Genomic DNA, 26962 nt, shown 5'->3' with positions numbered 1-26962 from the left:
CCAGCACTTTGCTGAACTGGGCCCGTTTTGGTGTTTATCAACACCCTCGCCTTAGGCGCGCAAGCAGCGAATGGGGCAACTCCTTGTGAATTCGCAGCTAAATCCCAGAAGAACTCTAGATTTTGGGCCACACAACCTTGCCCACACAATACAGGCTCTTTATGATCCGCCCGCCTTGCATTCAGTAGCGGGTGAACTCACATCACCTCTGCTTCGACAGATGAAAACGGATTTAAAAATATGCTGGACGCGCTGCGAAAAAGCGTTGGGACTTGGTTTGCAAAAGTACTCATCGGCTTGCTTGTCATAAGCTTTGCTATCTGGGGGATTGCCGACGTATTCACCGGTTTTGGAAACACATCGGTTGCAAAAGTCGGCGACACAGAAATCTCCTCTATGGAGTTTGAGGATGCATACCGCCGCCAACTCGACAACCTGTCCCGCCAGCTTGGCCAGCCGATCACACCAGAACAGGGTGCGGCATTTGGCATTCCGACTCAGGTTCTTGGCCAGTTGATTGGCGAAGCCGCGCTTAATGATGTAGCGACCGGCCTGAGCTTGGGCGTCTCTGACGAAGCGGTGATCAAAACCATTCAGGAAAACCCGGCCTTCAGCGGCATCAACGGTGGGTTTGATCGCAGCCGTCTTGCGATGGTGCTGCGGAACGCGGGCATCTCCGAGGACGAGTTCGTTGTGCGCCAGCAAGCGCAGGCTGAACGCCTGCAGCTTATCGACGCTCTGGTTGGCGGCATGGTCGCTCCTGAGGCGCTGGTCAAAGCGTTCAACCACTACAGCACTGAAGAACGTAAGGTTGCTTACCTTCAGCTGACCAATGAAATCCTTGGCGATATCGGCGAACCCACCGAAGAAGAATTGAACGCTTTCTTCTCCGATCGCATCAGCTCATACCGCGCACCTGAATACCGTAAGGTTCGCTTCATCGAAGTCACCGCTGAAAAGATCGCCCAGCCAGAAGCTTTGACGGAAGAACAGGTCCGCGAAGAATATGAGCGTGTAAAGGACCGCTATCAGGTTCAAGAACAGCGCCGCATCTATCAGCTCTCCTTCCCTTCCGTTGAAGAGGCAGAAGCTGCTGCGGCAGAAATCGCTGGAGGCAAGTCCTTTGAGGACATCATGGCCGAGCGCAACGTCGACGTTTCAGATGTTGACCTTGGGTTACTTGGCCGCGCGGGCTTCCTTGATGATACCATCGGCGAAGCCGCCTTTGCACTGGCAGAGGGCGAAGTCAGCCCCGTCATCGAAGGCCGTTTCACCACCGTTTTGCTGAAGGCCGTAGAAATCAACGCAGCCGACGTTCAGCCCCTTGAAGAAGTGGCCGATGAAATCCGCACGGATCTGGCGCAGGACATTGCTGCTGACGAAATCTTCGACATCTACAATGAGGTGGAAGATGCGCGTGCTGGCGGCAGCACCTTTGAAGAAATCGCCGAGCGTTTCAGCCTTGAGCTTGTAGATGCACCGGCCTTTGATCAGTCAGGCCGCGGTCTGGACGAACAGCAGGCTGATCTTCCTGCACGCAACGAGCTTATCGCTGCAGCCTTCAACAGCGACATTGGCGTTGAGAACGATGCTCTCAACATTGGACGTGATGGCTACCTCTGGTTTGAAGTGACCGCAGTAACCCCGGAACGGGACCGCGAGCTCTCTGAGGTCCGTGATCGCGTGATCAAGGACTGGACGGCCTACCGTCAGGCGGAACTTCTGAAACAAACATCCGAGGAAGTCTTGGCGGAAGTAAACTCCGGCAAGTCCCTTGACGACGTCGCCGCAGAACGCTCCCTCACAGTTAAAACTGCAAGCGGTCTTCTTCGTGAGCAAATGACTGAGGTGATGGGCGCGGAAGCACTCGACGCTGTCTTCTCCGGCCCTGTTGGCACCAAGGCCGAAGTTGCGGCTCAGGATGGCTCCCGTCTGGTTCTTGAAGTCACGGACATCACCACTCCCGCAATGTTCGAAGATTCTGCACCGGTCCGTAATCTGGCCAGCCAGCTTTCCGCAGACTTGCAGAACTCACTGATTGGCGGTTTTGTGGATCGGGTGGAACAGGAGGCAGGCGTTCAGGTCAACCAGGCCTTGTTCAACCAAGTCACGGGCGTTTCTCGCTAAGTCGAGTTGAATTTGAAGCGGCCGGATGTTCAACTATCCGGCCGTTATTTTTTGTTCTCATTGGGATCACGGGCATGCGTAATTTGAAAGAACTGATCGCCATTGTGGCCAATGGCACTGCCTTGAACCGCGAGGAAGCCCGCGAGGCTTTTGAAATAATCATGTCCGGCAAGGCAACACCCGCACAAATCGGCGGCTTTCTGATGGCGCTGCGGGTGCGCGGTGAGCAGATCGATGAGCTGTCCGGCGCTGTTGAAACGATGCGCGCCAAGATGATCCCTGTTAAAGGCGTACCAGCAAACGCGATTGATATTGTTGGCACCGGCGGAGACGGTTCAGGCACCTATAACATCTCAACATGCACGGCGCTTGTTGTTGCAGGGTGCGGTGTGCCCGTTGCCAAACACGGCAACCGCTCGCTCTCTTCCAAATCCGGCTCCTCGGAAGCACTGGCCGAGCTTGGAATCAATCTGGACATCGCGCCCGGCAAGATTGCTGAGTGCATCAATGGCGCTGGAATCGGCTTCATGTTTGCCCCGAACCACCACGCCGCCATGAAGCATGTAGGCCCTGCCCGCATGGAGCTTGGAACGCGCACGATTTTCAACCTGCTTGGGCCGCTGGCCAACCCCGCTTCTGTCAAGCGTCAGATGACCGGTGTTTTTGCCAGGAACTGGGTGCGTCCCGTTGCCGAAACCCTGCGTGTCCTCGGCACAGAGAAAGCATGGATCGTTCACGGCTCGGATGGTCTTGATGAGATCACCACCACCGGCGAGACCTTTGTAGCCGAACTTAAAGACGGTGCCATTACCGAGTTCACCATAACCCCAGAGGACGCTGGCCTTCCTTTTGCAAACGCCGCGGACCTTAAGGGCGGTGAGCCGAAGGAAAACGCGGCCGCGCTTCTGGATGTTCTGGACGGCACGAAAAACGCCTACCGGGATATCGTAGTGTTTAATGCAGCAGCTTCACTGATGGTCGCGGACAAGGCCGCCACCTTGAAGGAAGGCGTGGAGTTGGCAGCACAGTCCATCGACACAGGCAGCGCCAAACGCCACCTTGAAAAGCTCGTTGCGATTTCAAACAGCTGATCCAACCCCAAAGGACGCAATTCATGGCCGATATTTTAAAAAAGATCGAAGCCTACAAGCGCGAAGAAATCGCGGCGGCCAAGGCAAAAACCTCGCTTGAGGACCTCAAGGCCATGGCAGCGGACCAGACCGCGCCCCGCGGCTTCCTGAAGGCGCTTGAAGCAAAGAAAGCCGAGGGCAAGTATGGCCTCATTGCCGAGATCAAGAAGGCAAGCCCATCCAAAGGCCTGATCCGCGCAGACTTTGATCCCCCTCTTTTGGCCCAAGCCTATGAGGAAGGTGGCGCAGCCTGCCTTTCGGTCCTAACGGATACGCCCTCTTTCCAGGGCAAACCTGAATACCTGATTGCAGCCCGAAATGTGGTAAGCCTGCCGGTCCTTCGCAAGGACTTCCTCTATGACACCTATCAGGTGCACGAGGCACGGGCATGGGGTGCAGACTGTATCCTGATCATCATGGCCGCTATTGATGATCGTCTTGCCAAGGATCTGGAAGAGACTGCCTTCGACCTCGGCATGGATGTGCTCATCGAGGTTCACAACGAAGAGGAAATGGAACGGGCCCTTGAGCTCAATTCCCGTCTCGTTGGCGTCAATAACCGCAACCTCAAGACCTTCGAGACTGCGCTTGAGACAAGCGAACGTTTGTCCTCCATGGTTCCGGAGGATCGCCTGCTTGTCGGCGAATCTGGCCTGTTCACCCCGGAAGACCTTTCGCGCATGAAACGCAGCGGTATTACCACCTTCCTGATCGGGGAGAGCCTGATGCGTCAAGAAAATGTGACTGCAGCAACGCGTTCTCTCTTGCGCACCTAAGCACAATTACGTTGGAATACCCCTCCTGATTCACCAATGGCTTGAGGGGTATTCATGCCTGAGAAATCCACCACCCTTACTCATCTGAATTCTTCGGGCGAAGCACACATGGTGGACGTCTCCGGAAAGGCCGAGACCTCTCGCACCGCGCGGGCACGGGGGTCTGTGCGCATGAAGCTTGAGACGCTGGAGATGATCCTTTCCGGCAACGCCAAAAAGGGCGATGTGTTGGCCACAGCTCGCATTGCAGGCATCATGGCTGCAAAGCGCACACACGAGCTTATTCCCCTCTGCCACCCCTTGGGCCTGACCAAGATCACCGTAGACATTTCTGAAAACCGCGACCTGCCCGGGCTGGATGTTGAAGTTCTAACCAAGGTCACCGGCCAGACCGGCGTGGAGATGGAAGCTCTCACCGCTGCCTCAATCACCTGCCTCACCATCTATGACATGGCCAAGGCCGCCGATAAGGCCATGGAAATCACAGATATTCGCCTCATCGAAAAAACGGGCGGCAAGTCGGGCGATTACCTGGCAGCAGAGGAGAAAAGCGCATCATGAGCCTCATCGCTGTCGAAGAAGCCCTCGCCCGCCTTTTGCAAGGTATCGACCCCGTTGCGGTTGAAAGCGTTGCCCTTGCAAGCGCAGGGGAACGCATTCTGGCCGAAGACGTGCATGCAACCCGCACCCAGCCGCCATTTTCCGCTTCCGCTATGGATGGGTATGCGGTTGTCAGCAGCGACACAATGAGCCCCGACAAGCCCCTGACTGTGATTGGCGAAGTCGCCGCTGGTTCCTCCTACCAAGGCACCTTGCAGCCGGGCCAAGCATTGCGCATCTTCACCGGTGCGCCGGTGCCTGACGGTGCCACCGCCATTCTCATTCAGGAAAACGCGCGCCGTGAAGGCGATCAGCTGTTTGCCCTGGAACCAACAAGAGAAGGCCAGTTCATTCGCCCAGCAGGCCTTGATTTCAAGCAGGGCGACGCGCTCCTCACCGCCGGAACCAAGCTGGATTTCCGCGCCCTGTCATTAGCCGGAGCCATGAACCACGCCGCCCTTCCCGTCCGCAGCCGCCCACTGGTTGCCATTCTTGCAAACGGCGATGAACTGGTCGAACCTGGCGAGACACCCGGCCCAAACCAGATCATTGCCTCAAACCAAGTGGGCATAGCAGAACTGGTGCGACGATGCGGCGGGCAGCCGCTCATGCTTGGCATTGCCCCGGATGACAGCGCCGACATAGGCAGCCGGGTCGCTCGCGCCATCAAGGAAAAGGCAGATGTGCTGGTCACCCTTGGCGGCGCGTCCGTTGGCGACCATGACCTCATTCAGAGCACTCTTGGGTCAGCGGGTATGGATCTTCAGTTCTGGCGCATTGCCATGCGTCCGGGCAAGCCACTGATGGCCGGCAGCATTGGCCCAATGAGGGTGCTCGGCCTTCCGGGAAACCCAGTTTCCAGCCTTGTGTGCGGCCTCCTGTTCCTGAAGCCGCTCATTGAGGCGCTACTGGCTCAAACCGCCCCAGCTCACAAGGCCGAACAGACACTGCCCCTCGGCGCACCTCTCAAGCCCAATGACATGCGACAGGACTATCTGCGCGCAAGGATCGAGGTCGACAATCAGGGCAACAAGAAGCTGGTGGCCTATGAGCGGCAGGATTCGTTCATGCTCTCTCTTCTTAGCGCATCCGACGCACTCATCGTGCGTCCACCCCATGCACCTGCTGCGGAGATTGGTGAGCAGGTACCTTACTTGCTGTTTTGAGGAATCATGGTTCTTTACGCCTAAATCAGGCCCAAAACCTATTGTTTTTGGGGGTAATAATCCGTCTTTAACGGTTGCAGAACACAATAGGAACAGGTAGTGTAGTGTTCGCGTTTTGTACCGAATTCACACTTATCTGGGCACCACGACGGGGAAGCTGCCAATGCTGACGAAAAAGCAACATGAACTGCTCATGTTCATCCATACGCGATTGCAGGAAGCAGGCGTTCCCCCTTCTTTTGACGAGATGAAGGACGCGCTGGAGCTTCGCTCAAAATCGGGCATCCATCGCCTCATCACCGCACTGGAGGAGCGTGGGTTCATTCGCCGGCTGCCCAACAGGGCGCGAGCGCTTGAAGTGATCAAACTGCCTGAGACCAGCGGCTATGCCTTAGGCGCGCAGCCCCGCTCCAAGGGCTTTGCCCCCGAGGTGATTGAAGGGTCTCTTGGCAAGAACACTGAGGAGAAGGCTCCACAAGCCGCCACACCAGTTCCTGCCGTTTCTTCCCCATCTGCTGCAACTGCGGGCGCCATGGTAGATGTGCCGGTTATGGGCCGCATTGCCGCTGGTGTACCAATTGAAGCGATTCAGACCCACAGTCATACCATCACCATGCCCGCAGACATGCTCGGCCGGGGTGATCACTATGCCCTTGAAGTGCGCGGTGATTCCATGATTGAGGTCGGGATTCTGGACGGTGACACCGTACTCATCAAACGCGGCGATACGGCCGAAACCGGCGATATCGTTGTCGCGCTTGTTGACGATGAAGAAGCCACGTTGAAGCGTCTGCGTAAAAAGGGCGGCACGATTGCACTGGAAGCTGCAAACCCTGCCTATGAGACCCGCATTTTCGGCCCCGACCGTGTGCGCATTCAGGGCAAGCTTGTCTCCCTATTCCGCAGCTACTAAGCCGCGCGCCCAGTTTTCAACGGCGGGCTGGAAGGCCCGTCGGTACGTTCCATAGGCCGCAACAACCCGCGCAATTTTCAAGCCATCTGGAGTGGGTTTCAGCCATATCGCATGGCTTCCTCGCTCAGTCAGCTGAGCTACATCCAGAACCAGCGGGGCGCGGCAATCCTCAGGAGCCTGCAATTGCGTCACCACCACATCTGCAAGGGCACAGTCTCTGGATAGCCCAGAAAGCTCCTTGGTCACTGCAATACGTATGAACTGGCCCTTGCCTGCGCCTTGATCAGGTGGCTTTTCAAGCCCGGCAATATAAACGCACCCAACTGCATCACAGGTACGGTCATCCCGTAGCGCCCGGTGATCTGAAAAGCTCCGTTTTTCGACCCCGAAGGCCTGCAGGAAGGAAGACGCAACAAATCCTTCCCGAGTTGCAGATACCCTAGGTTCTCCATTTACATTGAAGAATGCAATGGTTCGGCCATTGTCCGAGATCAAGAGATGTGGTGGTTCATAGGCGGCAAAAGCGACCGCTGACAAGCTGAGCGGCAGCAAAAAAAGCAGCTTGAACCTTCCCGGCAGCAGAGCAAACACAAGCACGGAACCCACCATCAAAAACGTGCCCAGCCAGCTCACCAAGCCGATAACGCCCATGTCGCCGGAAAGTTCGTGGACCCAATGGGCCACCTGCAAGATGAGATTGAGGCTCATCCCCATGCCCCAGAAAAACGGCGCTTCCGCACCAAGTGGCATAAACATCAAGCCCAAGATACCAAGAGGCATGGCAACGAAGCTGAAGACCGGCATGGCCAGCAAGTTGGCCACAAGCCCATAGGGCGCAATTTTCTGGAAATGGAATGCCGCGATTGGCCCGATGGCGAACTCGGCAATCAGTGAGGTCGCCCCGCAGGCCAGAAGCCACAGAACAGGCCCCCGTACCAAGGCACCCATTCGGGATTGGCGCTTGCCGCGCCGTTGGTTGCGCCCAACCTCTCGCCAAGCGCCATAGACGGCGATCAGCGCAGCAACTGCAGCAAAAGACATCTGAAAGCCCGGCTGCAACAGGTTTCCAGGTGCAATCATCAAGACAATCAGCGCAGCAAATCCGAGCGTTCTTAGGCTCAGCCCTCTCCGCCCCAGCAAGCTGGCCACAATCACGATGAGAACCATGATGTAGGCCCGCTGAGTGGCCACTGAAGCTCCGGAGAGGACAAGATAAAAACTGGCAAACCCCAATGCGCCAAACGCCGCAATGTGTGATATCTGGCCGGACAAGGCAACGCGGGAAAAAAACGCCAATCCATGCCGAATGGCAAAATATACAAGTGCGCTCACCAAGCTCATGTGCAGCCCGGAAATGGCAAGCAAGTGCGCAAGGCCCGCCATTCGCAGCGCCTCGCGATCTTCCTCTGGCAAGAAACCTCTATCGCCAACCAAAAGGGCAACAGCAAGCCCCCCCTCAGCGCTTGGCCCTAAGTGGTGGAGGATGCGATCTGCAACACCCTGCCGCAACACGGGCACACCATTAAAACCCGAAGAAGGCGCATTGGCAGAAACAACCGTGACTTTCGACAGCGCATACCCGGAGGTCTGCAGCCCCTTGAAAAAGGCATTCCACGCGTAATCGTAGCCGCCGGGATACACCGCGCCAGAGAGCGGCATCAGCCGTGCCCGCAACTCAACCACATCCCCATGGGCAAGGTCAGGCACCGCGCCACGCACAGATATCCGTCCCCACCGTGGCATTTCATCTGGGGACAGGTTTGACACCTCCAGGAACTGGAGGGTCAGCCGTGTTCGCCCATCCTCGACTTTCTCGACCTCGCCAACGTGCGCTGTAACCTTTGCTGTGATTTGTCGGTCAAGCTGAGGCCCAACGAGGTACGCGACGTGAAGCTGCGAGGCACTAACACCTGCAAAAAAGATCAATACCATTCCAGAGACAAGCCCCGTCCGCCGGGCCCGGCGTTCATTAACGAATGCCGCTCCTGCCCCCAAACAGCACAGGATGAGCGCCCAGAGCTGGGGATCAAAAGGAATTGAAAAGTAGAACCAGATCCCAGCCGCGAAAAAAGTAGCGGCCCACAACGGTGCAACACCGCGCTGCAAGTCTTCATGAAGCGCCTTGGCAAACGCCGCAGCCCCCCAGTAACGCGGCGCAAAATAGCCCCGCCAGTTCCGCCCCTTCGCCGAGCCTGGTCTCTTTTTTTGTCCAAGCCCTTCCAGTTCAGTGTCTAGCCTGAAAGCCACGGCAAAGCGGCCGGCAGAGGCACTACGCCTCCCGGACTGCTCAGCAACATTTGAGGCGTCGTACACTTCCCTGTCAGTGTTCACCGTCAATCCGCGTCTAACTGGAATACAGCCCTTGGGTGCTCGGACACGGTATGGTACACAGCGCGCAACACTGCGGCTCCCGCCGCATTTGCTTGGCTAAACTCGAGAGACTGAAAAATCACAAAATGACTGAGAGCATCGTCACGCGTTTTGCGCCCTCTCCAACGGGATACCTCCACATTGGCGGCGCCCGCACCGCTTTGTTTAACTGGCTCTATGCGAAGGGCCACGGTGGCAAGATGCTGCTGCGCATCGAAGACACCGACCGCGCACGCTCGACGGATGAAGCCGTCAACGCCCTGCTCGACGGTCTCAGCTGGATGGGCATCGACTGGGAAGGAGATCCGATCTCCCAGTTCGCACGAGCAGACCGCCACCGGGAAGTTGCCGAACAGATGGTAGCAGAAGGCAAGGCTTATTACTGCTATGCCACGCAAGAAGAGCTGACGGAGATGCGCGAAAAAGCGCGCGCAGAAGGCCGCCCGCCGCGGTATGACGGCCGCTGGCGTGACCGTGACCCTTCCGAAGCTCCTGAAGGAGTGGCTCCTGCTGTTCGTCTCAAGGCCCCTCTGGATGGCGAAACCATCATCAACGACAAGGTCCAGGGAACCATTTCCTTCCCAAACAAGGATCTGGATGATCTGGTTCTGCTCCGCTCCGACGGCACACCGACTTATATGCTGGCTGTGGTGGTTGACGATCATGACATGGGCGTCACCCACATCGTGCGCGGCGATGACCATCTCACCAACGCCGCCCGGCAAGCATTGATTTACAGCGCAATGGGCTGGGACGTGCCGGTGATGGCGCATATCCCGCTGATCCATGGCCCAGATGGTGCAAAGCTGTCCAAGCGCCACGGCGCACTGGGCGCTGAGGCCTACCGCGCCATGGGCTACCTTCCTGCGGCCATGCGCAACTATCTGGCCCGCCTTGGGTGGAGTCATGGGGATGAAGAAATCTTCTCCACCGATCAGATGATCGAGTGGTTTGATTTTGATGCCATCGGCAAGTCCCCATCCCGCTTTGACTTCCAGAAGCTGGAAAATCTGAACGGGCACTACATGCGCTCCACAGAAGACGCAGAGCTTCTTGAAGCCTTCAAGATCTATCTGGCTGCAATCGAAGATGGGCAGGAAGTTTTGAACTGGCTCTCCCAGAGCGGCAACGAGGGCAAGTTCCTCGCAGCCCTTCCTGGACTGAAGGAACGCGCCAAAACCTTGGTGGAACTGCACCAGTCTGCGCGCTACCTGTGGGTTCAGCGTCCGCTGGATCTGGATGAGAAGGCAGAAAAGCTCCTGTCTGACGATGCCCGCGCGCTGCTCGGCCGTCTGGCACCGAAGCTTGATGAGCTGGAAACCTTCACCGCAGAAACGACCGATGCTGTGGTTCGCGAATTTGCAGAGGCCGAAGAGCTGAAACTTGGCAAGGTCGCTCAGCCATTGCGCGCAGCACTGACTGGTCGTGGCACCTCTCCCGGAATTTTTGATGTTCTGGAAGTGCTCGGAAAGACAGAATCTGTCGCACGAATTCGTGATGTAGCTCACTAATTGACGGAAAAATGGGGGAACTACTGACGCACTTTTCCCAGAGTCGCTGCGGTAGTTTCCCTATTAGTACAAAAGCCATAGCTACCAGTGCTTGCGGGAAAACCCTAAATGCGATAGCAACTCCACGACAACACTCCTCCGGCGTTGGCATCAGATGCTGAAATGTATCCCTGTGTATACAAGTTCAGGGCATAAGAAGACGGGGGACCTTAACAAAGGGGGTTGCCTATATGAGCGACAAAACTGCAAAGCTGACTATCGGAAGCGATTCCTGGGACCTTAACGTCCGCGAAGGTTCAGTTGGCCCAGACGTCATCGACATTGGCGCGCTATATAAAGAGACTGGCTGCTTTACCTACGACCCCGGTTTCACCTCAACCGCATCTTGTGAATCCAAAATCACATACATCGACGGCGATCAGGGCACGCTGCTATACCGTGGCTATCCTATTGAACAGCTGGCCGAGCATGGCGACTTTTTGGAGAGCTGCTATCTGCTGCTTTACGGAGAGCTGCCAACCCGTGCGCAGAAAGACGACTTTGTTCACCGTGTGACCTACCACACCATGGTGCATGAACAGATGGGCCGCTTCTACTCCGGTTTCCGCCGCGATGCGCACCCAATGGCTGTGATGACAGGTATCGTGGGCGCCATGTCTGCGTTCTACCATGACTCAACCGACATCACCGATCCGCATCAGCGCATGGTTGCATCCCTGCGCATGGTTGCGAAGATGCCGACCATCGCCGCAATGGCGTTCAAGTACCACATTGGTCAGCCATTCGTTTATCCACGCAACGATCTGGACTACGCCTCCAACTTCCTGCACATGTGCTTTGCCGTGCCGTGTGAAGACTACAAGGTGAACCCGGTTCTGGCCCGTGCGATGGACCGCATCTTCATTCTGCATGCTGACCACGAGCAGAACGCGTCCACTTCGACGGTTCGCCTCGCTGGCTCTTCCGGCGCAAACCCATTTGCCTGTATCGCGGCAGGTATCGCCTGTCTTTGGGGCCCTGCCCACGGCGGCGCAAACGAAGCTGCGCTCAACATGCTTTCCGAGATCGGTTCCGTAGACCGCATTCCAGAGTTCATCGCCCGCGCAAAAGACAAGGACGATCCGTTCCGTCTGATGGGCTTCGGTCACCGCGTCTACAAGAACTACGATCCGCGCGCGCGCATCATGCAAAAGACCACACATGAAGTGCTGGCAGAACTGGGGCATCAGGACGATCCGCTTCTGCAGGTCGCAATGGAACTGGAAAAGATCGCTCTGTCCGACGAGTACTTCATCGAGAAGAAGCTCTACCCGAACATCGATTTCTACTCCGGCATCACACTTCGTGCTCTTGGCTTCCCAACCACCATGTTCACTGTGCTGTTCGCTCTTGCCCGTACTGTCGGCTGGATCGCTCAGTGGAAGGAAATGGTGGAGGATCCATCCCAGCGCATCGGTCGCCCACGTCAGCTCTACACTGGCGCAAGCTCCCGCGACTACATGCCAATCGACCAGCGCCGCTAAACGCTTGGTACACGAACAACATCAAAAGAGGGCTCCGGCCCTCTTTTTTATTGGGGAGTGCCCTCGCCTTGCTCAACAAGAACGCGGAGCCAAACAAAAACGCGGGGCCCATAAAGACCCCGCGCGGCGATACCGAGTAAAGCACCTGACACCTTAACGCGCGTGTCGCTTCTCAGCGATTTTCAAGACAATATCCGCCGCAATGCCTGCCTGACTTTCTCCACCCGGAAGACGCATGACGCGGTCGAGCTGACTGAACGCCTCCACTTGAAGGTTTCTCGCAACCCCCTCATCGAGCAGAGAAATCACCTTCTGGGCCAAAGCCTCGCCGTTGGCTTCGTCATCGAGATATTCTGGAACGACTTTGCTCCCCAGCACGAGATTCGGCAGCACCATGCTGTCTACCGAGGCTATGGGAATAAACCGATGAATGTCCTTCAAACGGCGGAAGAACCAATCCAGCTTGTAGGCAACCACCATGGGAACGCCGGAGATCGCCAGCTCAAGGGAGACCGTACCGCTCGCTGCCAAAGCCACATGAGCTTTTCGAAAGGCCGCAAACTTTTCCGCCTCGCCCACAACGATTTCTGGCTTTACGCTCCACCCCTCAACACCTGCTGTAATGCGGTCAAGTTGGTGGGGCACAGCAGGCAAAATGAACTTGGTTGCCGGATGGGCCAGCGCCACCCGCTCGACTGCCTCTCCAAACGGCTCCAGCAGGCGTGAGACCTCGCTGCCGCGGCTTCCGGGCAGAACCAGCACGGTACGCGCGTCCTCGCTCAGCGGCGCTCGCTCGCCCTCAGAAGGCCTGAGATCCTCCAGGCGCTCAATCAGCGGATGCCCTACATAGGTGGTCTCTGGTCCCCCAAGGCGTTTGTGAGCATCAGGCTCAAATGGCAACAGCGCAAGAAGGTGGTCTACATAGGCTGCCATCTTCTTCGCCCGGCCAGGCCGCCACGCCCACACAGAAGGAGAAACATAGTCCACCACCGGAATGTGGGGCGCCTTTTTCCGCACCCGCTTTGCAACATTGTGCGTGAAGTCTGGACTGTCGATGATCAGGAGAATGTCCGGGTTCTTGGCAACCACATCATCCACCGTCTGGTAGACCCGACGTACAATGCTGGGAAGCCGAGCCAGAACGGCCGACAAACCCATCACCGCAATCTCGTGAAGCGGAAACAGTGAGGTCAAACCTTCGCGCTCAAGCCGTTCGCCGCCCACACCGTGTAGCACGACGGGAACGCTTGACAGCCCGCGAAGTGCCTTCACCAGCTCAGCGCCCAATTGATCGCCGGACTCTTCACCAACCACGACATAAAGCGAGAGCGGTTTTTCCTGCTTCATCTGGATGCCTCCCGGCCTCGGTCAATACCGAAAAGAAAGATGCCAAGTTCCTTGCAAAGCGCCAGCGTTTCCTCAAGGTCGGCAATCAGCACATGCTCGGCCTCCACCGCCACGCCCTTGAGCTGCGCCTTGTGCGCGCCGCGAATTGTCTGTGGTCCCACGGTTGGAAGGTCGACCCGTAAATCCTGCTGCGGCTTGGAGCACTTGACCAGCACACCCGCAGCGCCTTTGGCCCGCACGCGTCCATTTTCCCGAAGCTCTGCGCATCGGACAAGCATGGCATCTGTTCCCTCAGCCCCCTCAAGGGCCACGACCCGGCTGCCAACGGCAACAGCCCCCTGGCCGATATCCAACCCGCCAAGTGCGTTTACCGCTTCCAGACAAAGAGAGATGGATGAAAGGTCGCCTTCGTCCGGCGTTGGGCCAGCCATGAGGCCGGGCTTTGCCAGCAGCTCTGGCGCCAACTCATGGGCTCCAACCACTTTAAGACCCTCCCCTTCAAAGATACCCATCACCTTCACCAGAAGGCTGTCATCACCGCCCACAAGAGCGGCAAGGATGCGCGGCAACCGCCGCATGGTTCCAAGATCACCAATGATAGAAGTAAAGTCCGGCCGGCGTGTGACTGATCCAATCAAAATCACTTCTTCCGCACCAGCGCGTTTGATCGTGTCGAACAGCTTGCCAATCTGCCCCCACCCCAGCTCGACCGGTTGGAACGCAGAAAGGGAGGCATCCGCCTCCCCTTTGATGGCAATTGTCACCACTTCCCGTCCGCTGTTTTTTGCAGAGCGAATAACCTGCTCAGGCAGACGCCCGCCACCTGCAACAACAGCAATAGGCCTTTGTGCTGTCATGGCAACAAGTTACCCCTCAGCACCCTTTCGCGGCGTGCAGAAACGGCGTTCGCCTTCCACCAACAGGAACTCGGTCATTTGCTGGACACCTTCGCGGTCCGCATAGGCATCACGGGCCTTTTGTGCCCGCTCTCGAAGCGTGCCTTCACTACCTTCAAAGACTTCCTTGTAGGCATGACGCAGCGCATGGATTTCATCCCGGCTGAAATTGCGGCGTTTCAGACCAATCAGGTTCAGCCCGTGAAGACGAGCACGGTCACCAATCACGGAGCCGAAAGGAATAACGTCGAATTCAACACCAGTCAGACCGCCCACAATGGCGTGGGACCCAATGCGGCACCACTGCCGCACCGCAGAGAGCCCGCCAAAAATCACGAAATCTTCTACTTCCACATGCCCTGCGAGTGTCGCGTTGTTGGCAAGGATAACACTGTTACCCACCATGCAATCATGCCCCACATGCGTGCTCGCCATGAACAGACAGTGGTCACCGATCTTGGTCAAGCCACCACCGCCAGCAGTGCCGGGGTTCATGGTCGCGTGTTCGCGGATCTGATTGTCCGTTCCGATTTCGAGGCGTGTTTCCTCTCCGGCGTACTTCAGATCCTGCGGCTGGTGTCCAATGCTTGCAAAAGGAAAGATGCGCGTGCGGGCACCAACAGATGTGTGACCCGCAACCACCACGTGGGAAATCAGCTCCACGTCATCGCCAAGGGTCACATTGGGTCCCACCATGCAGTACGGGCCGATTTTTACGTTGTCACCAAGGACAGCCCCAGCTTCAATGATCGCAGTGGGATGTATCTGTTGCATCAAAACCTCAAGCTTCGGAGTCTACAAGCATGGCGCTGACTTCAGCTTCAGCGACCTTCTGCCCATCCACCATAGCTGTACAATCAAACTTCCAGATTGTGGCGCGGTTGCGGATTTTCTTCACATGGAAGTGTACCTGGTCCCCAGGAACAACAGGCTTGCGGAACTTACACTTATCAATGGTCATAAAATAGACCAGTGATGGAGAATCCGTGTTCTCACGTGCGTTGATGCACATTGCGCCCGCGGTCTGCGCCATGGCCTCAATCAAGAGCACACCAGGCATGACTGGCTGCTTTGGAAAGTGACCTTGGAAGTGAGGTTCGTTGATTGTCACATTCTTGATGCCAATACCGGAGCAGTCGCCATCAATTTCGATGATCTTGTCAATCATCAGGAACGGATAACGGTGTGGCAGCAGCTCCAGCACCTTCATGATATCTGCGCTATCCAGCGTCTTATTCTCAGCGTCGCTCATACAAAAAGCCTCAGAACTCAAATCGACAATTTTTCGGGATTATTCGAGAGGGTTGTTAGCAAAGGCCACGTGGAAACACCAGCTCCAAACAGCCACAACCACCCCCCAAAATGCCAAAAACCCGTCAGTTTTTACCGTCTTTTTCAGCAAGGCGGCTCAAGGCCGCCATTTCCCGGAACCATTGCCGCACTGGCTTAGCCGGCGTACCGCCATAACGCCCACCGCCCGGCAGGTCATCATTAACCACAGAAACCGCAGCAACCTGCGCCGCCATGCCAATGCGAATGTGGCCTGCAACGCCGGTCTGGCCGCCAATGGCCACATAGTCCTCCAGCGTCGCACTCCCGGAGATGCCAACCTGAGAGACAATCACACAGTGCCGGCCCACATTCACGTTGTGGCCAATCTGAACCTGATTGTCGATTTTCGTGCCCTCACCAATCACCGTGTCGCGGTTCGCGCCGCGGTCAATCGTGGTGTTGGCACCCACTTCCACATCGTTTTGAATGATGACGCGTCCAAGCTGAGGCACCTTCAAGTGACCACCTGGCCCCATGGCAAAGCCGAAACCATCCTGACCAATAGCAACACCCGGATGTAGGATCACCCGGTCACCAATAAGCGCATGTTGCAGGGTCGCGTTTGCACAAATGCGTGTTTCGCGGCCAACCTGACACTGCGCGCCAATTACCACATTGGGGCCAATTACGCTGCCAGCGCCAACATGAACGCCATCCCCAATCACGGCACCGGCTTCAACAACCACATCGCCTTCAAGAACGGCACTGTCACTGATAACCGCCTTCGGATGAATTTCAGCGCCACCCAACACCCGTCGCGGGGTCATCGCCTCGGGGTACATCTTGGCCAGAACTTTCGCCAAGCTGCGATAAGGATCTTTGGACAAAAGTGCTGCAACGCCTTCTGGCACCCGGTCGAGATACTTTTTCGGCGTCAAACACGCGGTGGCAACAACATCCTGTAACTGGGGGGCATACTTAGGGTTATCGATAAAAACCAACATGCCCTCCCCACCTTCATCCAGTGGGGCAACACCGGAAACAGTTGCCTCAGGATCACCACGCACGAGTTCAGCATCAGCCCATTCAGCAATCTGTTTCAGAGAGACCGGGGTGCTGTCGGAGAAGAATTTTGGATCAGTCATAGTGTCCTACAAACGAAAAAGGCCGCCGAGTGTTTCGGCGGCCAATTATAATCACTTTCGTCAAGATCAGAAGCGGGTACCGCCACTCAGCTTGAAGACCTGAGTTTCGTCCACATCGTCCTTGGCAACTGGCCATGCAAAATCTGCACGCAGTGGTCCAAACGGAGACTGCCAAAGGACACCCACACCGACGGAAGCACGAAGATCAAAGTCTTCGGAGTCGATCCGGCTACCGCCGTTCTCAACTGCATCCTTCAGCTCGCTGTCCACGCCCCAAAGGGAGCCAGCATCCGCAAAGGCTGCCATGGAAAGACCAAGCTCATCCGGAATGAATGGCAGCGGCATCTGACCTTCAACAGTCGCAGCGACGTAGTATTTACCGCCGATCGCGTCACCATTGGCATCACGCGGACCGTAACCGTTGCTTTCGAAACCACGGATCAGGTCTGAGCTGCCCTGGAACTGATCGGAAACACGCAGGCGGTTACCGATTGATTCAATCTGGCCCGCGGACCCCTTAACAAAACCTACGAGGCCCCAAGCCGGAACCAGCTCCTTGAACACGCGACCTTCAACAGTGGTCTCGATGTACTGGGAGTCACCGCCGATACCCGCAAAGTCCTGCTGGAACTTGGCGTAGACACCGTCACGTGGGTTGAGGTTGTTGTCGAGGTTGTTCCAAACCAGAGAGTACCCACCCAAAGAGGTCAGGTAGTTACCAAGGGAGTCACACACCGCGAGAGAAACGTCAGCCGTGTTACAGTCGTTGATACCGGTGCTGTCATCACGTGTCAGATCGGTCTCATAGATCTTGTAGAACAGGTTCAGCGTCAGCTCATCTTCGCGAAGCGGAAGACCGAAGTTCAAACCGCCACCAGTGGTCTTTTCTTCGTAGGCACGGGTGTCGTTTTCTTCGAAAACCTTGCGGTAAACGTCAACACCTGCGGAGATACGACGACCGAGGAAGAATGGCTCAACAAACTTGAACTCGTAGCTCTGAGTTTCGCTACCACCACCAACGGCTGCACGTACGAACTGACCACGGCCGAGGAAGTTCTTTTCCGTGATGGACAGATCGCCGATCACGCCGTCGGAAGTGGAGTAACCCACACCGAAGGAAACTTCACCAGTTGGCTGCTCTTCAACATCCACGTTGATGATCACCTTGTCAGGGGCGCTGCCCTGCTGACGGGAAATCCGCACGGACTTGAAGTAGCGTGTATTGTTCAGACGACGCTCTGCCTTGTCGAGAAGGACGCGGTTGTAAGCATCGCCTTCAGCGATATCAAACTCACGGCGGATCACGTACTCACGTGTACGGTCATTGCCGCGAACATTGATGCGCTCAACATAAACGCGAGGACCTTCTTCGATGAGATAGGTCAGAGAGATGGTCTTGTTTTCGTAGTCACGGACACCACGTGGGCGAACCTGAGCAAAAGCGTAACCACCCTTGGACACTTCGATCGTCAGATCTTCAAGTGTCTTTTCAACTTCAAGAGAGTTGTAGGTATTGCCTGGACGCGTGCGCAGATGGCTGCGAAGCGCTTCTGGATCAACCTGTGACAGGGAGGTTTCGATCTCAACGTCGCCAAAGGTGTACTTGTCACCCTCATCAACGGTGAACGTGACATAGAAGATGTTCTGCTCGCGGTCCAGATCAGCTACCGCAGAAACAATGCGGAAGTCCGCATAACCCTGCTGATAGTAGAACTGACGCAGAAGCTCCTGGTCGGCATCAAGACGATCTGGATCATAAGTATCGGTTGTACGCAGCCAGCTCAGCAGACCGCTCTCGCGGGTCTGGATCTGATCGCGCAGACGTCCATCGCTGAATGCCTGATTACCGATAAAGCTGATGCGAGACACACCGGTCTTGTCGCCTTCGTCAATCTCGAACACCAGATCCACGCGGTTGTTACCACGTTCAATGATCTTCGGCTCGACGGAGGCGCGGAAGCGACCTGAGCGACGATAAGCTTCGAGAATGTTCTGAACATCGGACTGAACACGTGCCTTGGTCAGCATGGAGCGCTCGGTAGAGCGAACCACACCCTTCAGGGCATCGTTGTTGATCCGTTTGTTCCCCTCAAAAGAAACGCGGCCAATGACTGGGTTCTCGACGACTTCCACAACAAGGGTACTTCCCCGCTGTGAAATGGAGACGTCAGCAAACAGGCCCGTAGCAAAAAGGGTTGTCAGACTCTCATCAATGTCGATCGCAGTAAATGGCTGACCTGGACGGATCGTCAGGTAGTTCCGCACGGTGTCGCTCTCGATGCGTGTTGCACCTTGAACGTCGATACGGCTCACAACGGCGGCTTCAGCAACAGTTGCACCAAAAGGTGAAACGTCGGCTGGAAGCGCGACCCCTGCCCCAGTAACGGTCAACGCCAGCAGTGAAATTCGTGACAGGCTCTTTAAACGCTGCATAGAAAGCTATGCCTTTATAGTCTGCCCCAGCTCGCGGTACCCCCCGCTCCCTGAGGAAATGGATAGAATCTGAAACACCTCGGAACTTTGTACAAGGTTTTCAGCCTAAAGCAACCGCTGCGCGGCGTATTCCATGTAATTTTACCCAATAACCGCCAAGGGTTAACGCTATGGACTTATTAATAAACGCAGGTCGTTCCATGTTGCGAAAACCATAAGCATCAGCACCAAGGTGATTCCAATCCGGAAGCCATACTCCTGAACCTTAGGTGCCAAAGGTTTTCCACGTGCCGCTTCGGCAGCATAAAACATCAAATGCCCCCCATCGAGCATGGGCACTGGCAGCAAGTTCAAAAGACCAATACTCACTGACAAAACTGCAGTTAGGTTAATTAGGGGTAAAATGCCGAAGCTCGCCACCTGCCCAGAGATCTGCGCCACCCGAATTGGCCCGCCCAGTTGATCAGGATCTTCACGGCCTGCAAACAACCCTGCGATGTAGCCGCCCGTGCGCTCCACAATGAACCAGGTCTCATTCACGCCCTCGGCGAGCGCCTCTATTGGGCCATAACGGACAACCGTCACGTCATCCTGCGTGGCGTTGCGCTGAATGCCGAGAATGCCGATTTTCTGTTTATTTCCAAACCGGTCCGTCACTTCCTGGCGTTCTGGTACAGCGGTCACTTCAACAAGTTCGCCACTGCGATCAAGTCCAATCTGCACGGGCAAATCCGCGCTGGCCGACACAACCCTTTGTAGATCCGTAAAGCTGGAAATCTCGTTGCCATTAATCGACACCACGATGTCACCGGGCTGAATACCGGCAATTTCCGCAGCGCTTCCCACGCGCACCACATCCACCCGCGGGAGTGTTTCGGCCTTGCCATAAAAGAAGAACAGACCGGCAAAAATGAGAATCGCCAGAATGAAATTGGCAATAGGCCCCGCTGCCACCACGGCTGCGCGCTGCCAAACCGGCTTCGTTTGAAACGCGCCTTTGCGGTCCTCCTCGCTCATCCTGGAAAGCGCATCCTGATCCGGAACGCTTGCCTCATTCTCATCGCCGGAAAAGCGGACATAGCCACCAAGAGGAATAGCGCTCAGTTTCCAGCGCGTTCCCTTCTTGTCGTTTCTGCCGAACAGCTCCGGACCGAATCCGATTGAGAATGCCTCAACCTTTACGCCGCACCACCGCGCAACGAGAAAGTGCCCGAGTTCATGGAAGAAGACCACAATCGTCAACACGAACAGGAAAGGGATTATGTATCCCAACGACCCTCCCAATACTGAACTCAAGAGTTCCATTCTTCACCCTTTCCAATCGGCATTCAGCGCAAGTTCTGTCCGTCCATGCGAACCTGCGCTCAAAGTGCCTCAATAAACTCTCTAGCGACCCGTCGGGCCTCGCCATCAATATGCAGAACATCTGCAAGTGTGGAAGGTTGCGCCAGCAAGCCCTGCCCGTTCAGCCGGACCAATGTGTCTTCAACCACACCCACAATATCAAGGAAGCCAATTTCTTCTTTCAAGAACGCGGCCACTGCCACTTCATCCGCACCATTAAACGCTGTGCCTGCACCATCGCCCTGTTCTATAACATCCCATACCAATCGCATGGACGGGAACCGCTCCGGATCAGGGCGTTCAAAAGTAAGCTGCCCGATCGTTGCAAGATCCAGCCTCTGCCCCTCAACAGGCATCCGCTTCGGATAAGCAAGACAATGGGCAATAGGCACCCGCATGTCAGCTGGCCCCATCTGTGCCAGCAATGACCCGTCCGAGTATTGTACCATACCGTGGACGAGACTTTGAGGGTGCACCAGTACTTCTATTTGACGGGTTTCAACCGGAAAGAGATGCAAGCTCTCAATCACTTCGAAGGCTTTGTTCATCATGGTCGCGCTGTCGATGGTGATACGCGACCCCATCTCCCAGTTGGGATGGCGCAATGCCTCCGCCGGACCGGCCTTCTTCATGGTTTCAAAGGATGCGGTTCTAAACGGCCCACCTGACGCGGTAACGATGATTTTCTCAATCTGATCCGCGTTGTCGTGTTCAAAAACCTGAAAAATGGCATTGTGCTCGGAATCCACCGGCAGCAGCGCCGTTCCTGCCTTCTGCACAGCGCCTCGCACCAACCGCCCCGCGCACACAAGAGACTCCTTGTTTGCAAGAGCCACATTGCTGCCCGCATTTATGGCAGAGTAAGTGGGTTCCAGACCGGCAGCGCCAACCATGGCAGATACAAGCATATCGAAAGGTTCACGGCACCAGTCCAGCACCGCTTGCCGTCCAGCCGCAGCGCCAATGCCTGACCCATCAAGCCGGGCCTTCAGCTCGGCAAACTTGCTCTCGTCATTGATGACCACATGCTGTGCGCCTACCGCCAGCGCTGCATCAGCCAACGCCTGCGCATTGCTGTTTGCAACGAGCAGCCCAACCTCATAGCTTTCAGGATTGCGCGAAATCAGATCAAGCGTGCTCTGACCAATGGAACCTGTTGCACCAAGAACAGCAATTTTTTGGCGGCTCATCGCTGACCTATTGTTAGAACTGTCAATTGTGGCCTTACAGGGCAAGGAGGCCCAGACCGGGGTCTGCAACCTGACCGCTTAGCAGCACGCCAAACACATAGGCGGCAATCGCTGCGAACACAAGGCCGTCCACGCGATCCATCAAGCCGCCATGCCCAGGAATGAGCTGGCTGGAATCCTTCACACCAAACCGGCGCTTCAATGCCGACTCGTACAGGTCACCCAGTTGAGAAGCAATTGACAATACGGCGGCAAGCAGCACCGCTGCAATCACACTCATGAACCCGGTAAAGTAGGCAATCGCTGCACCCATGAGGGCCGCAAACAGAAAACCACCAATTGCCCCGCTCCATGTCTTGTTCGGAGAAACCCGCTTCCAGAGCTTTGGGCCACCTATGGCGCGGCCGCAGAAGTAAGCGGCAATATCCGTGCCCCAAACCACAAAATAGAGATAGAGCACCAACTCAAAGCCGACAGATCCGTGGCGAATGGCAATCAAAGAAATCAGCGAAGCTGCGGAATAGGCAAACCCCTTGGCCAGCCAGCCGCCATTCCCCTTGGCCTCAAAGGCCCACAGCGCAGGAACGCTGGCACAGCCGATCAGCAGCGCCGCGCCAACACTGTGAAACTCTGCCAGACCAGCGATAAGAAGCAGCGCCGTCACGCCAAAAAAGAACGGCAGGCTTCGATTGCCACCATTCACGATCAGGTTCCATTCCCAGAACACCAGAACCGTGGCAACAAGCATGAAAATCGAGAAATAGATGCCGCCATACCAGCAGACAAAAAGCGCAAACGGACCAAGGGCCAATGCGGACAGTAAGCGCACCAGCAAATCAGGATTTTTCTGCGTCAGTTTCTCAAACAAGGCCCAGTGCTTTCCAACGTCTCTTCAGCCGTCACGTGGAGACGGCTGTCCCGAGGCCGCCAAAACGGCGCTCCCGGTTCTTATAACAGCTCAGGGCCTGGTCGAACGCATTCCTGTCAAAATCTGGCCAGTGCATCGGCGCGAAGTAGAACTCCGCATAGGCCGCCTGCCAGAGAAGAAAGTTTGAGAGCCGCTGCTCTCCACTGGTTCGAATGATGAGATCAGGGTCGGGCATTCCGGCTGTGTCCAGACACGCCTCAATGTCCTCACCCGTAATGGCATCAGGTTGTTTGCCCCCCGAAGCAACCTGAGCACTTAACTTTCGCACCGCGCGTGTCAACTCATCGCGCGCGCCATAATTGAACGCCAGCACCAGCTCCAACCCGGAGCACTCTGCTGTGGCGTCCTCTGCATCTTCAAGAAGCCGTCTCACGCCCGGATCCAGGTCTTCCCGAGAGCCAATGACACGAATGCGGACATTGTTCTTCTTCAGCTCCTTCAGGTCTGAACGCACGTAAGCGCGCAGCAAACCCATGAGGAACTTCACCTCAGACGGAGGACGGGACCAGTTTTCGGATGAGAAGGCAAAAAGGGTGAGATAGCCAATGCCGAGCTCACCCGCCTGACGCACGATGTCGCGCACGGTCTTAACGCCGTTGCGATGCCCTTCCGTGCGCGGCATTCCACGGGATGCGGCCCACCGGCCATTTCCATCCATAATGATGGCTACGTGTTGCGGCATGCCTCGATCAGCAGACACGTCTAGCTGTTCATCCGGCACATCATCAACCGTAGCCGTCATTCGATATCCACCCCGTTCGAGATCCATTAGACCTGCTTGATTTCCTGCTCTTTCTTGGCAAGAACATCATCAACTTCAGCAATGAACTCGTCGGTCATCTTCTGGACCTTTTCCTGAGCCACATGGCTCTCGTCTTCGCCCATCTCGCCGGCCTTCTCAGCCTTCTTGATGATGTCCATTCCATCGCGGCGAACGTGACGAACGGCAACCTTGGCAGATTCCGCGTACTTATGCGCGACCTTGGCCAGTTCCACACGGCGCTCTTCGTTGAGCTCTGGAATAGGCAGACGCAGCACCTGACCGTCAACAACAGGGTTCAAACCCAGGCTGGACTCACGGATTGCCTTTTCGGTTGCGGCAACCATGGAACGATCCCAAACCTGCACGGAAATCATGCGCGGCTCTGGAATGCTGACGGTGGCCACCTGGTTGATTGGCATTGGAGAGCCGTACGCCTCAACCGTGATTGTGTCGAGCATGCTCGCGGAGGCACGACCGGTCCGAAGCCCGGAAAACTCATGTTTCAAAGCTGTGATGGCACCAGTCATTCGGCGACGTAGGTCGTTATAGTCGAGCTCCGACATACTATCCTCTCTCAAAATACTCAGTCAGCAAAACCCGGATCTCAAGTGTCCGGGTCGCTGGAGGTTCATCTGCTACACTGACTCTTGGCGATTGCGCTTTGTTAGTCGGCTACGACTGTAAACAAGCCCTGCCCTCGCAGCACATTCACCAGTGCGCCTGAAGTGTGGATGGAGAACACCACTACAGGAATAGAGTTGTCGCGGGCAAGTGCAATTGCCGTCGCATCCATGACTTTCAGGTCCTTTTCAAGAACTTCGCCGGGCGTGAGCGTCTCGTAGCGCTGCGCATCCGGGTTCAACTTGGGATCTGAATCGTAAACACCATCTACCTGCGTACCCTTCAGGAACGCGTTGCACTGCATTTCGGCGGCGCGAAGTGCGGCACCAGAATCAGTCGAGAAGAACGGGTTGCCAGTACCACCAGCAAAAACGATCACGTCGCCGTCTTCCATATAACGCTCGGCGCCGCGCTGCGTAAACGTTTCGCAAATGGAAGGAACCGGTACGGCCGACAGCACGCGGGCCTGAACACCAAGACGGTTCAGAGCATCTGCGAGCGAAAGCGAATTCATTACGGTTGCCAGCATACCCATGTGGTCACCGGTTACGCGATTGCCGCCCTTGGCTGCAACAGCAACACCGCGGAAGATGTTACCACCGCCAACAACAATGCCGAACTGCGCGCCAAGCGCCACCGCTTCGGCGATTTCCCGCGCTACCCGTTCAACCACGGCAGGGTCAATACCAAAGTTCTGATCACCCATCAGCGCTTCACCGGACAGCTTCAGAAGAACTCGTTTCCAACGCAGTTTCTCAGACATATTGAAACCCTTCACCTAGGTCTGGATACAATAAGGGCGCCGATCGGAATCGACGCCCCCAGAATTATTAGTTACCGGCTGCTGCTGCAACTTCTGCAGCAAAGTCGGTTTCTTCTTTTTCGATGCCTTCACCCAGTGCGAAGCGAGTAAAGCCAACCAGCTTGATCGGAGAACCGATTTCCTTGGCAGCTTCTTCAACAGCACCTTCAACAGTCAGGTCTGGGTTAATGACAAAGCTCTGCTTAACAAGCGTTACTTCCTCGTAGAACTTGCGCAGGCGGCCTTCAACCATCTTTTCGATGATGTTGTCTGGCTTGCCGGATTCACGAGCCTGTTCAACGAATACTGCACGCTCACGTTCAACAGCTGCAGGATCCAGCTCTTCAACGTTCAGGGACATTGGGTTGGTTGCTGCAACGTGCATTGCAATCTGACGGCCCAGTGCGTTCAGCTTTTCAGCGTCGCCTGCGGATTCCAGTGCAACGAGAACGCCGATCTTGCCCATGCCTTCAACGGTTGCGTTGTGCACGTAGGAAGAAACAACACCTTCAGAAACTTCCAGCTTAGCGAAACGACGGAGCGTCATGTTTTCGCCGATGGTTGCAACAGCTTCCTTGATTTCCTCGTCAACGGACTTGGAGGAACCTGGGTAACCAGCAGCAGCAAGCGCTTCAACGTCACCTTCAACTTCCAGTGCTACAGAAGCAATGTCGCGAACCAGCTTCTGGAAGCCTTCGTTACGTGCCACAAAGTCAGTTTCAGAGTTGACTTCGACTACAGCAGCCTTCTTACCAGCGGCAGCAACGCTCACAAGACCGTCAGCAGCAACACGGCCAGCCTTCTTTGCAGCCTTGGAGAGGCCCTTGGTGCGCAGCCAATCGATAGCGGCTTCCATGTCGCCATCAGTTTCTTTCAGGGCTGCTTTACAGTCCATCATACCAGCGCCGCTTGTTTCGCGGAGCTCTTTTACCATTGCTGCGGTAATGCTCATGAGATCGCCTCTTGGACGGGAGTTAAAAACCAAAAAATCGGAAATCCGACTTCCCTAGCGGTCTAACCGATTTGTTTTGTCTGCAATGTGACGACCGCCGCAGTTTTTGCGGTGGTCGTCCAAAGAGATCAAAGGAATGCCGGCGAAGCCGGCACCTTTAATGGCTTAGGCCTGAGCAGCTTCGCCGCCTTCAACAGCAGCAGCTTCTTCAGAACCTTCTTCTGCCAGTGCTGGCTCTTCCAGAACTTCTTCGGCTTCGCCGAGATCAACGCCCATGGAACCCTGTGCACGTGCAATACCATCAATCGCTGCACGAGCGATCAGGTCGCAGTACAGTGTGATTGCACGGCCAGCGTCATCGTTACCCGGAACTGGGTAGTTGATGCCGTCTGGGTCACAGTTGGAGTCCAGGATAGCAGCAACAGGAATACCAAGGCGGCGTGCTTCCTGAATTGCAATCGCTTCACGGTTGGTGTCGATTACAAAGATCATGTCCGGAATACCGCCCATGTCCTTGATACCACCAAGGTTACGCTCAAGCTTTTCACGCTCACGGTCGAGGAACAGACGTTCCTTCTTGGTCATGCGGTTCGCATCACCTGCCAGCAGTTCTTCAACCTTACGCAGACGCGCGATGGACTGGGAAATGGTCTTCCAGTTGGTCAGCATACCGCCGAGCCAGCGTGCGTTCACGTAATACTGAGCGGAACGACGAGCGGCTTCAGCAACTGGCTCTTGAGCCTGACGCTTGGTACCAACGAGAAGAACACGACCACCAGCTGCTACTGTATCAGAAACAGCCTTGAGTGCCTGGTGAAGAAGTGGAACGGTCTGGCCGAGGTCCAGAATGTGAACGTTGTTGCGAACGCCGAAGATGTAGTTACCCATCTTTGGGTTCCAACGGTGCTTCTGGTGACCAAAATGAACACCTGCTTCAAGAAGCTGGCGCATTGAAAAATCGGGCAATGCCATGGCCCTATAACTCCTGTTTTCCGGTTTATTCCTCCGCAGGGTGCCAGTCGGAACTGTTGTGCACCGGATGGACTTTGCCGAGACGGCAAGCCACAGCCCTGCGTGTGGGATGAGCGCCTTATAGAGAGCCTAAAGCCCAAGATCAAGCCAAGATCCACAGCCTAATGGCAAACTTGGCGGT

General features: G+C 56.0%; 23 protein-coding genes. 8 read left to right on the top strand and 15 right to left on the bottom strand.

Annotation, left to right across the window (positions count from 1 at the left end; all coding sequences use genetic code 11):
• Positions 1–240: 240 nt before the first annotated feature.
• The 6 genes from Q3Y58_RS04190 to lexA all read left to right on the top strand — a co-directional run bounded on the left by Q3Y58_RS04190 (position 241) and on the right by lexA (position 6712).
• Positions 241–2127, top strand: a complete 1887-nt coding sequence (locus tag Q3Y58_RS04190) for a peptidylprolyl isomerase (protein WP_319621161.1) — start codon at positions 241–243, stop codon at positions 2125–2127.
• A gap of 74 nt (positions 2128–2201) precedes the next feature.
• Positions 2202–3218, top strand: coding sequence for an anthranilate phosphoribosyltransferase (gene trpD, locus Q3Y58_RS04185; protein ID WP_319621159.1), 1017 nt, complete (start codon positions 2202–2204; stop codon positions 3216–3218).
• A 23-nt stretch (positions 3219–3241) separates the two neighbouring features.
• Entirely contained in the window at positions 3242–4033 is a 792-nt protein-coding gene (gene trpC, locus Q3Y58_RS04180; protein WP_319621157.1) for an indole-3-glycerol phosphate synthase TrpC, read from the top strand.
• Positions 4034–4087: 54 nt separating this feature from the next.
• Positions 4088–4594, top strand: a complete 507-nt coding sequence (gene moaC, locus Q3Y58_RS04175; RefSeq protein ID WP_319621156.1) for a cyclic pyranopterin monophosphate synthase MoaC — start codon at positions 4088–4090, stop codon at positions 4592–4594.
• On the top strand, positions 4591–5799 hold the full coding sequence (locus Q3Y58_RS04170) for a molybdopterin molybdotransferase MoeA (protein WP_319621155.1): 1209 nt from the start codon (positions 4591–4593) through the stop codon (positions 5797–5799). The genes moaC and Q3Y58_RS04170 overlap by 4 nt, the downstream gene beginning before the upstream one ends.
• A 163-nt stretch (positions 5800–5962) precedes the next feature.
• Positions 5963–6712, top strand: a complete 750-nt coding sequence (gene lexA, locus Q3Y58_RS04165) for a transcriptional repressor LexA (RefSeq protein ID WP_319621153.1) — start codon at positions 5963–5965, stop codon at positions 6710–6712.
• Here the strand turns inward: lexA and Q3Y58_RS04160 are convergent.
• On the bottom strand, positions 6695–9043 hold the full coding sequence (locus Q3Y58_RS04160) for a ComEC/Rec2 family competence protein (RefSeq protein ID WP_319621152.1): 2349 nt from the start codon (positions 9041–9043) through the stop codon (positions 6695–6697). The genes lexA and Q3Y58_RS04160 overlap by 18 nt on opposite strands.
• Before the next feature lie 125 nt (positions 9044–9168).
• Between Q3Y58_RS04160 and gltX the strand changes: the two genes are divergently transcribed.
• Together gltX and gltA are read left to right on the top strand one after the other, a co-directional pair.
• The gene (gene gltX, locus Q3Y58_RS04155) at positions 9169–10593 is read left to right on the top strand and encodes a glutamate--tRNA ligase (RefSeq protein WP_319621151.1); all 1425 of its coding nucleotides are present in this window, start codon (positions 9169–9171) and stop codon (positions 10591–10593) included.
• A 230-nt stretch (positions 10594–10823) separates the two neighbouring features.
• On the top strand, positions 10824–12116 hold the full coding sequence (gene gltA / locus Q3Y58_RS04150; protein WP_274216692.1) for a citrate synthase: 1293 nt from the start codon (positions 10824–10826) through the stop codon (positions 12114–12116).
• A 153-nt stretch (positions 12117–12269) separates the two neighbouring features.
• Here the strand turns inward: gltA and lpxB are convergent, their stop codons facing one another.
• The 14 genes from lpxB to rpsB all read right to left on the bottom strand — a co-directional run bounded on the left by lpxB (position 12270) and on the right by rpsB (position 26781).
• Positions 12270–13463 carry a lipid-A-disaccharide synthase gene (gene lpxB, locus Q3Y58_RS04145; protein ID WP_319621150.1) on the bottom strand — a complete coding sequence of 398 codons (1194 nt, stop codon included), beginning with the start codon at positions 13461–13463 and terminating at the stop codon, positions 12270–12272.
• Positions 13460–14320: an LpxI family protein gene (locus tag Q3Y58_RS04140; protein ID WP_319621148.1), complete on the bottom strand. Its 861-nt coding sequence runs from the start codon at positions 14318–14320 to the stop codon at positions 13460–13462. Before Q3Y58_RS04140 ends, lpxB begins: the two co-directional genes overlap by 4 nt.
• A 9-nt stretch (positions 14321–14329) precedes the next feature.
• The gene (gene lpxA, locus Q3Y58_RS04135) at positions 14330–15133 is read right to left on the bottom strand and encodes an acyl-ACP--UDP-N-acetylglucosamine O-acyltransferase (protein WP_274216689.1); all 804 of its coding nucleotides are present in this window, start codon (positions 15131–15133) and stop codon (positions 14330–14332) included.
• A gap of 7 nt (positions 15134–15140) precedes the next feature.
• Positions 15141–15611 carry a 3-hydroxyacyl-ACP dehydratase FabZ gene (gene fabZ / locus Q3Y58_RS04130; RefSeq protein ID WP_319621147.1) on the bottom strand — a complete coding sequence of 157 codons (471 nt, stop codon included), beginning with the start codon at positions 15609–15611 and terminating at the stop codon, positions 15141–15143.
• A gap of 124 nt (positions 15612–15735) precedes the next feature.
• Entirely contained in the window at positions 15736–16776 is a 1041-nt protein-coding gene (lpxD, locus tag Q3Y58_RS04125) for a UDP-3-O-(3-hydroxymyristoyl)glucosamine N-acyltransferase (RefSeq protein ID WP_319621146.1), read from the bottom strand.
• A gap of 66 nt (positions 16777–16842) precedes the next feature.
• The gene (gene bamA, locus Q3Y58_RS04120; protein WP_319621145.1) at positions 16843–19209 is read right to left on the bottom strand and encodes an outer membrane protein assembly factor BamA; all 2367 of its coding nucleotides are present in this window, start codon (positions 19207–19209) and stop codon (positions 16843–16845) included.
• 168 nt (positions 19210–19377) lie between these two features.
• Complete coding sequence (gene rseP, locus Q3Y58_RS04115; RefSeq protein WP_319621143.1) at positions 19378–20514, bottom strand: RIP metalloprotease RseP; 1137 nt, start codon at positions 20512–20514, stop codon at positions 19378–19380.
• 59 nt (positions 20515–20573) lie between these two features.
• Positions 20574–21743, bottom strand: coding sequence for a 1-deoxy-D-xylulose-5-phosphate reductoisomerase (dxr, locus tag Q3Y58_RS04110; RefSeq protein WP_319621142.1), 1170 nt, complete (start codon positions 21741–21743; stop codon positions 20574–20576).
• A 34-nt stretch (positions 21744–21777) separates the two neighbouring features.
• Positions 21778–22611 carry a phosphatidate cytidylyltransferase gene (locus Q3Y58_RS04105; protein ID WP_274216683.1) on the bottom strand — a complete coding sequence of 278 codons (834 nt, stop codon included), beginning with the start codon at positions 22609–22611 and terminating at the stop codon, positions 21778–21780.
• 31 nt (positions 22612–22642) lie between these two features.
• Complete coding sequence (locus Q3Y58_RS04100; RefSeq protein WP_319621247.1) at positions 22643–23413, bottom strand: isoprenyl transferase; 771 nt, start codon at positions 23411–23413, stop codon at positions 22643–22645.
• A gap of 26 nt (positions 23414–23439) precedes the next feature.
• The gene (gene frr / locus Q3Y58_RS04095) at positions 23440–23997 is read right to left on the bottom strand and encodes a ribosome recycling factor (RefSeq protein ID WP_274216682.1); all 558 of its coding nucleotides are present in this window, start codon (positions 23995–23997) and stop codon (positions 23440–23442) included.
• A gap of 101 nt (positions 23998–24098) precedes the next feature.
• Positions 24099–24818: a UMP kinase gene (gene pyrH, locus Q3Y58_RS04090; RefSeq protein ID WP_274216681.1), complete on the bottom strand. Its 720-nt coding sequence runs from the start codon at positions 24816–24818 to the stop codon at positions 24099–24101.
• A gap of 67 nt (positions 24819–24885) precedes the next feature.
• Entirely contained in the window at positions 24886–25809 is a 924-nt protein-coding gene (gene tsf, locus Q3Y58_RS04085; RefSeq protein ID WP_319621141.1) for a translation elongation factor Ts, read from the bottom strand.
• A 165-nt stretch (positions 25810–25974) separates the two neighbouring features.
• Complete coding sequence (gene rpsB, locus Q3Y58_RS04080; protein WP_274216679.1) at positions 25975–26781, bottom strand: 30S ribosomal protein S2; 807 nt, start codon at positions 26779–26781, stop codon at positions 25975–25977.
• Positions 26782–26962: the final 181 nt, after the last annotated feature.

It is taken from the genome of Nesiotobacter zosterae (assembly GCF_033843645.1).
GTDB classification, from domain to species: domain Bacteria; phylum Pseudomonadota; class Alphaproteobacteria; order Rhizobiales; family Stappiaceae; genus Pseudovibrio; species Pseudovibrio zosterae.
The sequence above is the reverse complement of the archived record's forward strand: the minus strand, read 5'-3'. Positions and strand labels throughout refer to the sequence as shown.

Bases quoted from the DNA above. Each gene is read 5' to 3' on its own strand.
- Q3Y58_RS04170 (WP_319621155.1), top strand. From the start codon at position 4,591: ATGAGCCTCATCGCTGTCGAAGAAGCCCTCGCCCGCCTTTTGCAAGGT.
- gltX (WP_319621151.1), top strand. From the start codon at position 9,169: ATGACTGAGAGCATCGTCACGCGTTTTGCGCCCTCTCCAACGGGATAC.
- lpxA (WP_274216689.1), bottom strand. From the start codon at position 15,133: ATGCAACAGATACATCCCACTGCGATCATTGAAGCTGGGGCTGTCCTT.
- lexA (WP_319621153.1), top strand. From the start codon at position 5,963: ATGCTGACGAAAAAGCAACATGAACTGCTCATGTTCATCCATACGCGA.
- bamA (WP_319621145.1), bottom strand. From the start codon at position 19,209: ATGCAGCGTTTAAAGAGCCTGTCACGAATTTCACTGCTGGCGTTGACC.
- trpC (WP_319621157.1), top strand. From the start codon at position 3,242: ATGGCCGATATTTTAAAAAAGATCGAAGCCTACAAGCGCGAAGAAATC.
- frr (WP_274216682.1), bottom strand. From the start codon at position 23,997: ATGTCGGAGCTCGACTATAACGACCTACGTCGCCGAATGACTGGTGCC.
- trpD (WP_319621159.1), top strand. From the start codon at position 2,202: ATGCGTAATTTGAAAGAACTGATCGCCATTGTGGCCAATGGCACTGCC.
- moaC (WP_319621156.1), top strand. From the start codon at position 4,088: ATGCCTGAGAAATCCACCACCCTTACTCATCTGAATTCTTCGGGCGAA.
- gltA (WP_274216692.1), top strand. From the start codon at position 10,824: ATGAGCGACAAAACTGCAAAGCTGACTATCGGAAGCGATTCCTGGGAC.
- Q3Y58_RS04100 (WP_319621247.1), bottom strand. From the start codon at position 23,413: ATGACGGCTACGGTTGATGATGTGCCGGATGAACAGCTAGACGTGTCT.
- Q3Y58_RS04140 (WP_319621148.1), bottom strand. From the start codon at position 14,320: ATGACAGCACAAAGGCCTATTGCTGTTGTTGCAGGTGGCGGGCGTCTG.
- pyrH (WP_274216681.1), bottom strand. From the start codon at position 24,818: ATGTCTGAGAAACTGCGTTGGAAACGAGTTCTTCTGAAGCTGTCCGGT.
- fabZ (WP_319621147.1), bottom strand. From the start codon at position 15,611: ATGAGCGACGCTGAGAATAAGACGCTGGATAGCGCAGATATCATGAAG.
- lpxB (WP_319621150.1), bottom strand. From the start codon at position 13,463: ATGAAGCAGGAAAAACCGCTCTCGCTTTATGTCGTGGTTGGTGAAGAG.
- dxr (WP_319621142.1), bottom strand. From the start codon at position 21,743: ATGAGCCGCCAAAAAATTGCTGTTCTTGGTGCAACAGGTTCCATTGGT.
- Q3Y58_RS04190 (WP_319621161.1), top strand. From the start codon at position 241: ATGCTGGACGCGCTGCGAAAAAGCGTTGGGACTTGGTTTGCAAAAGTA.
- rpsB (WP_274216679.1), bottom strand. From the start codon at position 26,781: ATGGCATTGCCCGATTTTTCAATGCGCCAGCTTCTTGAAGCAGGTGTT.
- lpxD (WP_319621146.1), bottom strand. From the start codon at position 16,776: ATGACTGATCCAAAATTCTTCTCCGACAGCACCCCGGTCTCTCTGAAA.
- tsf (WP_319621141.1), bottom strand. From the start codon at position 25,809: ATGAGCATTACCGCAGCAATGGTAAAAGAGCTCCGCGAAACAAGCGGC.
- rseP (WP_319621143.1), bottom strand. From the start codon at position 20,514: ATGGAACTCTTGAGTTCAGTATTGGGAGGGTCGTTGGGATACATAATC.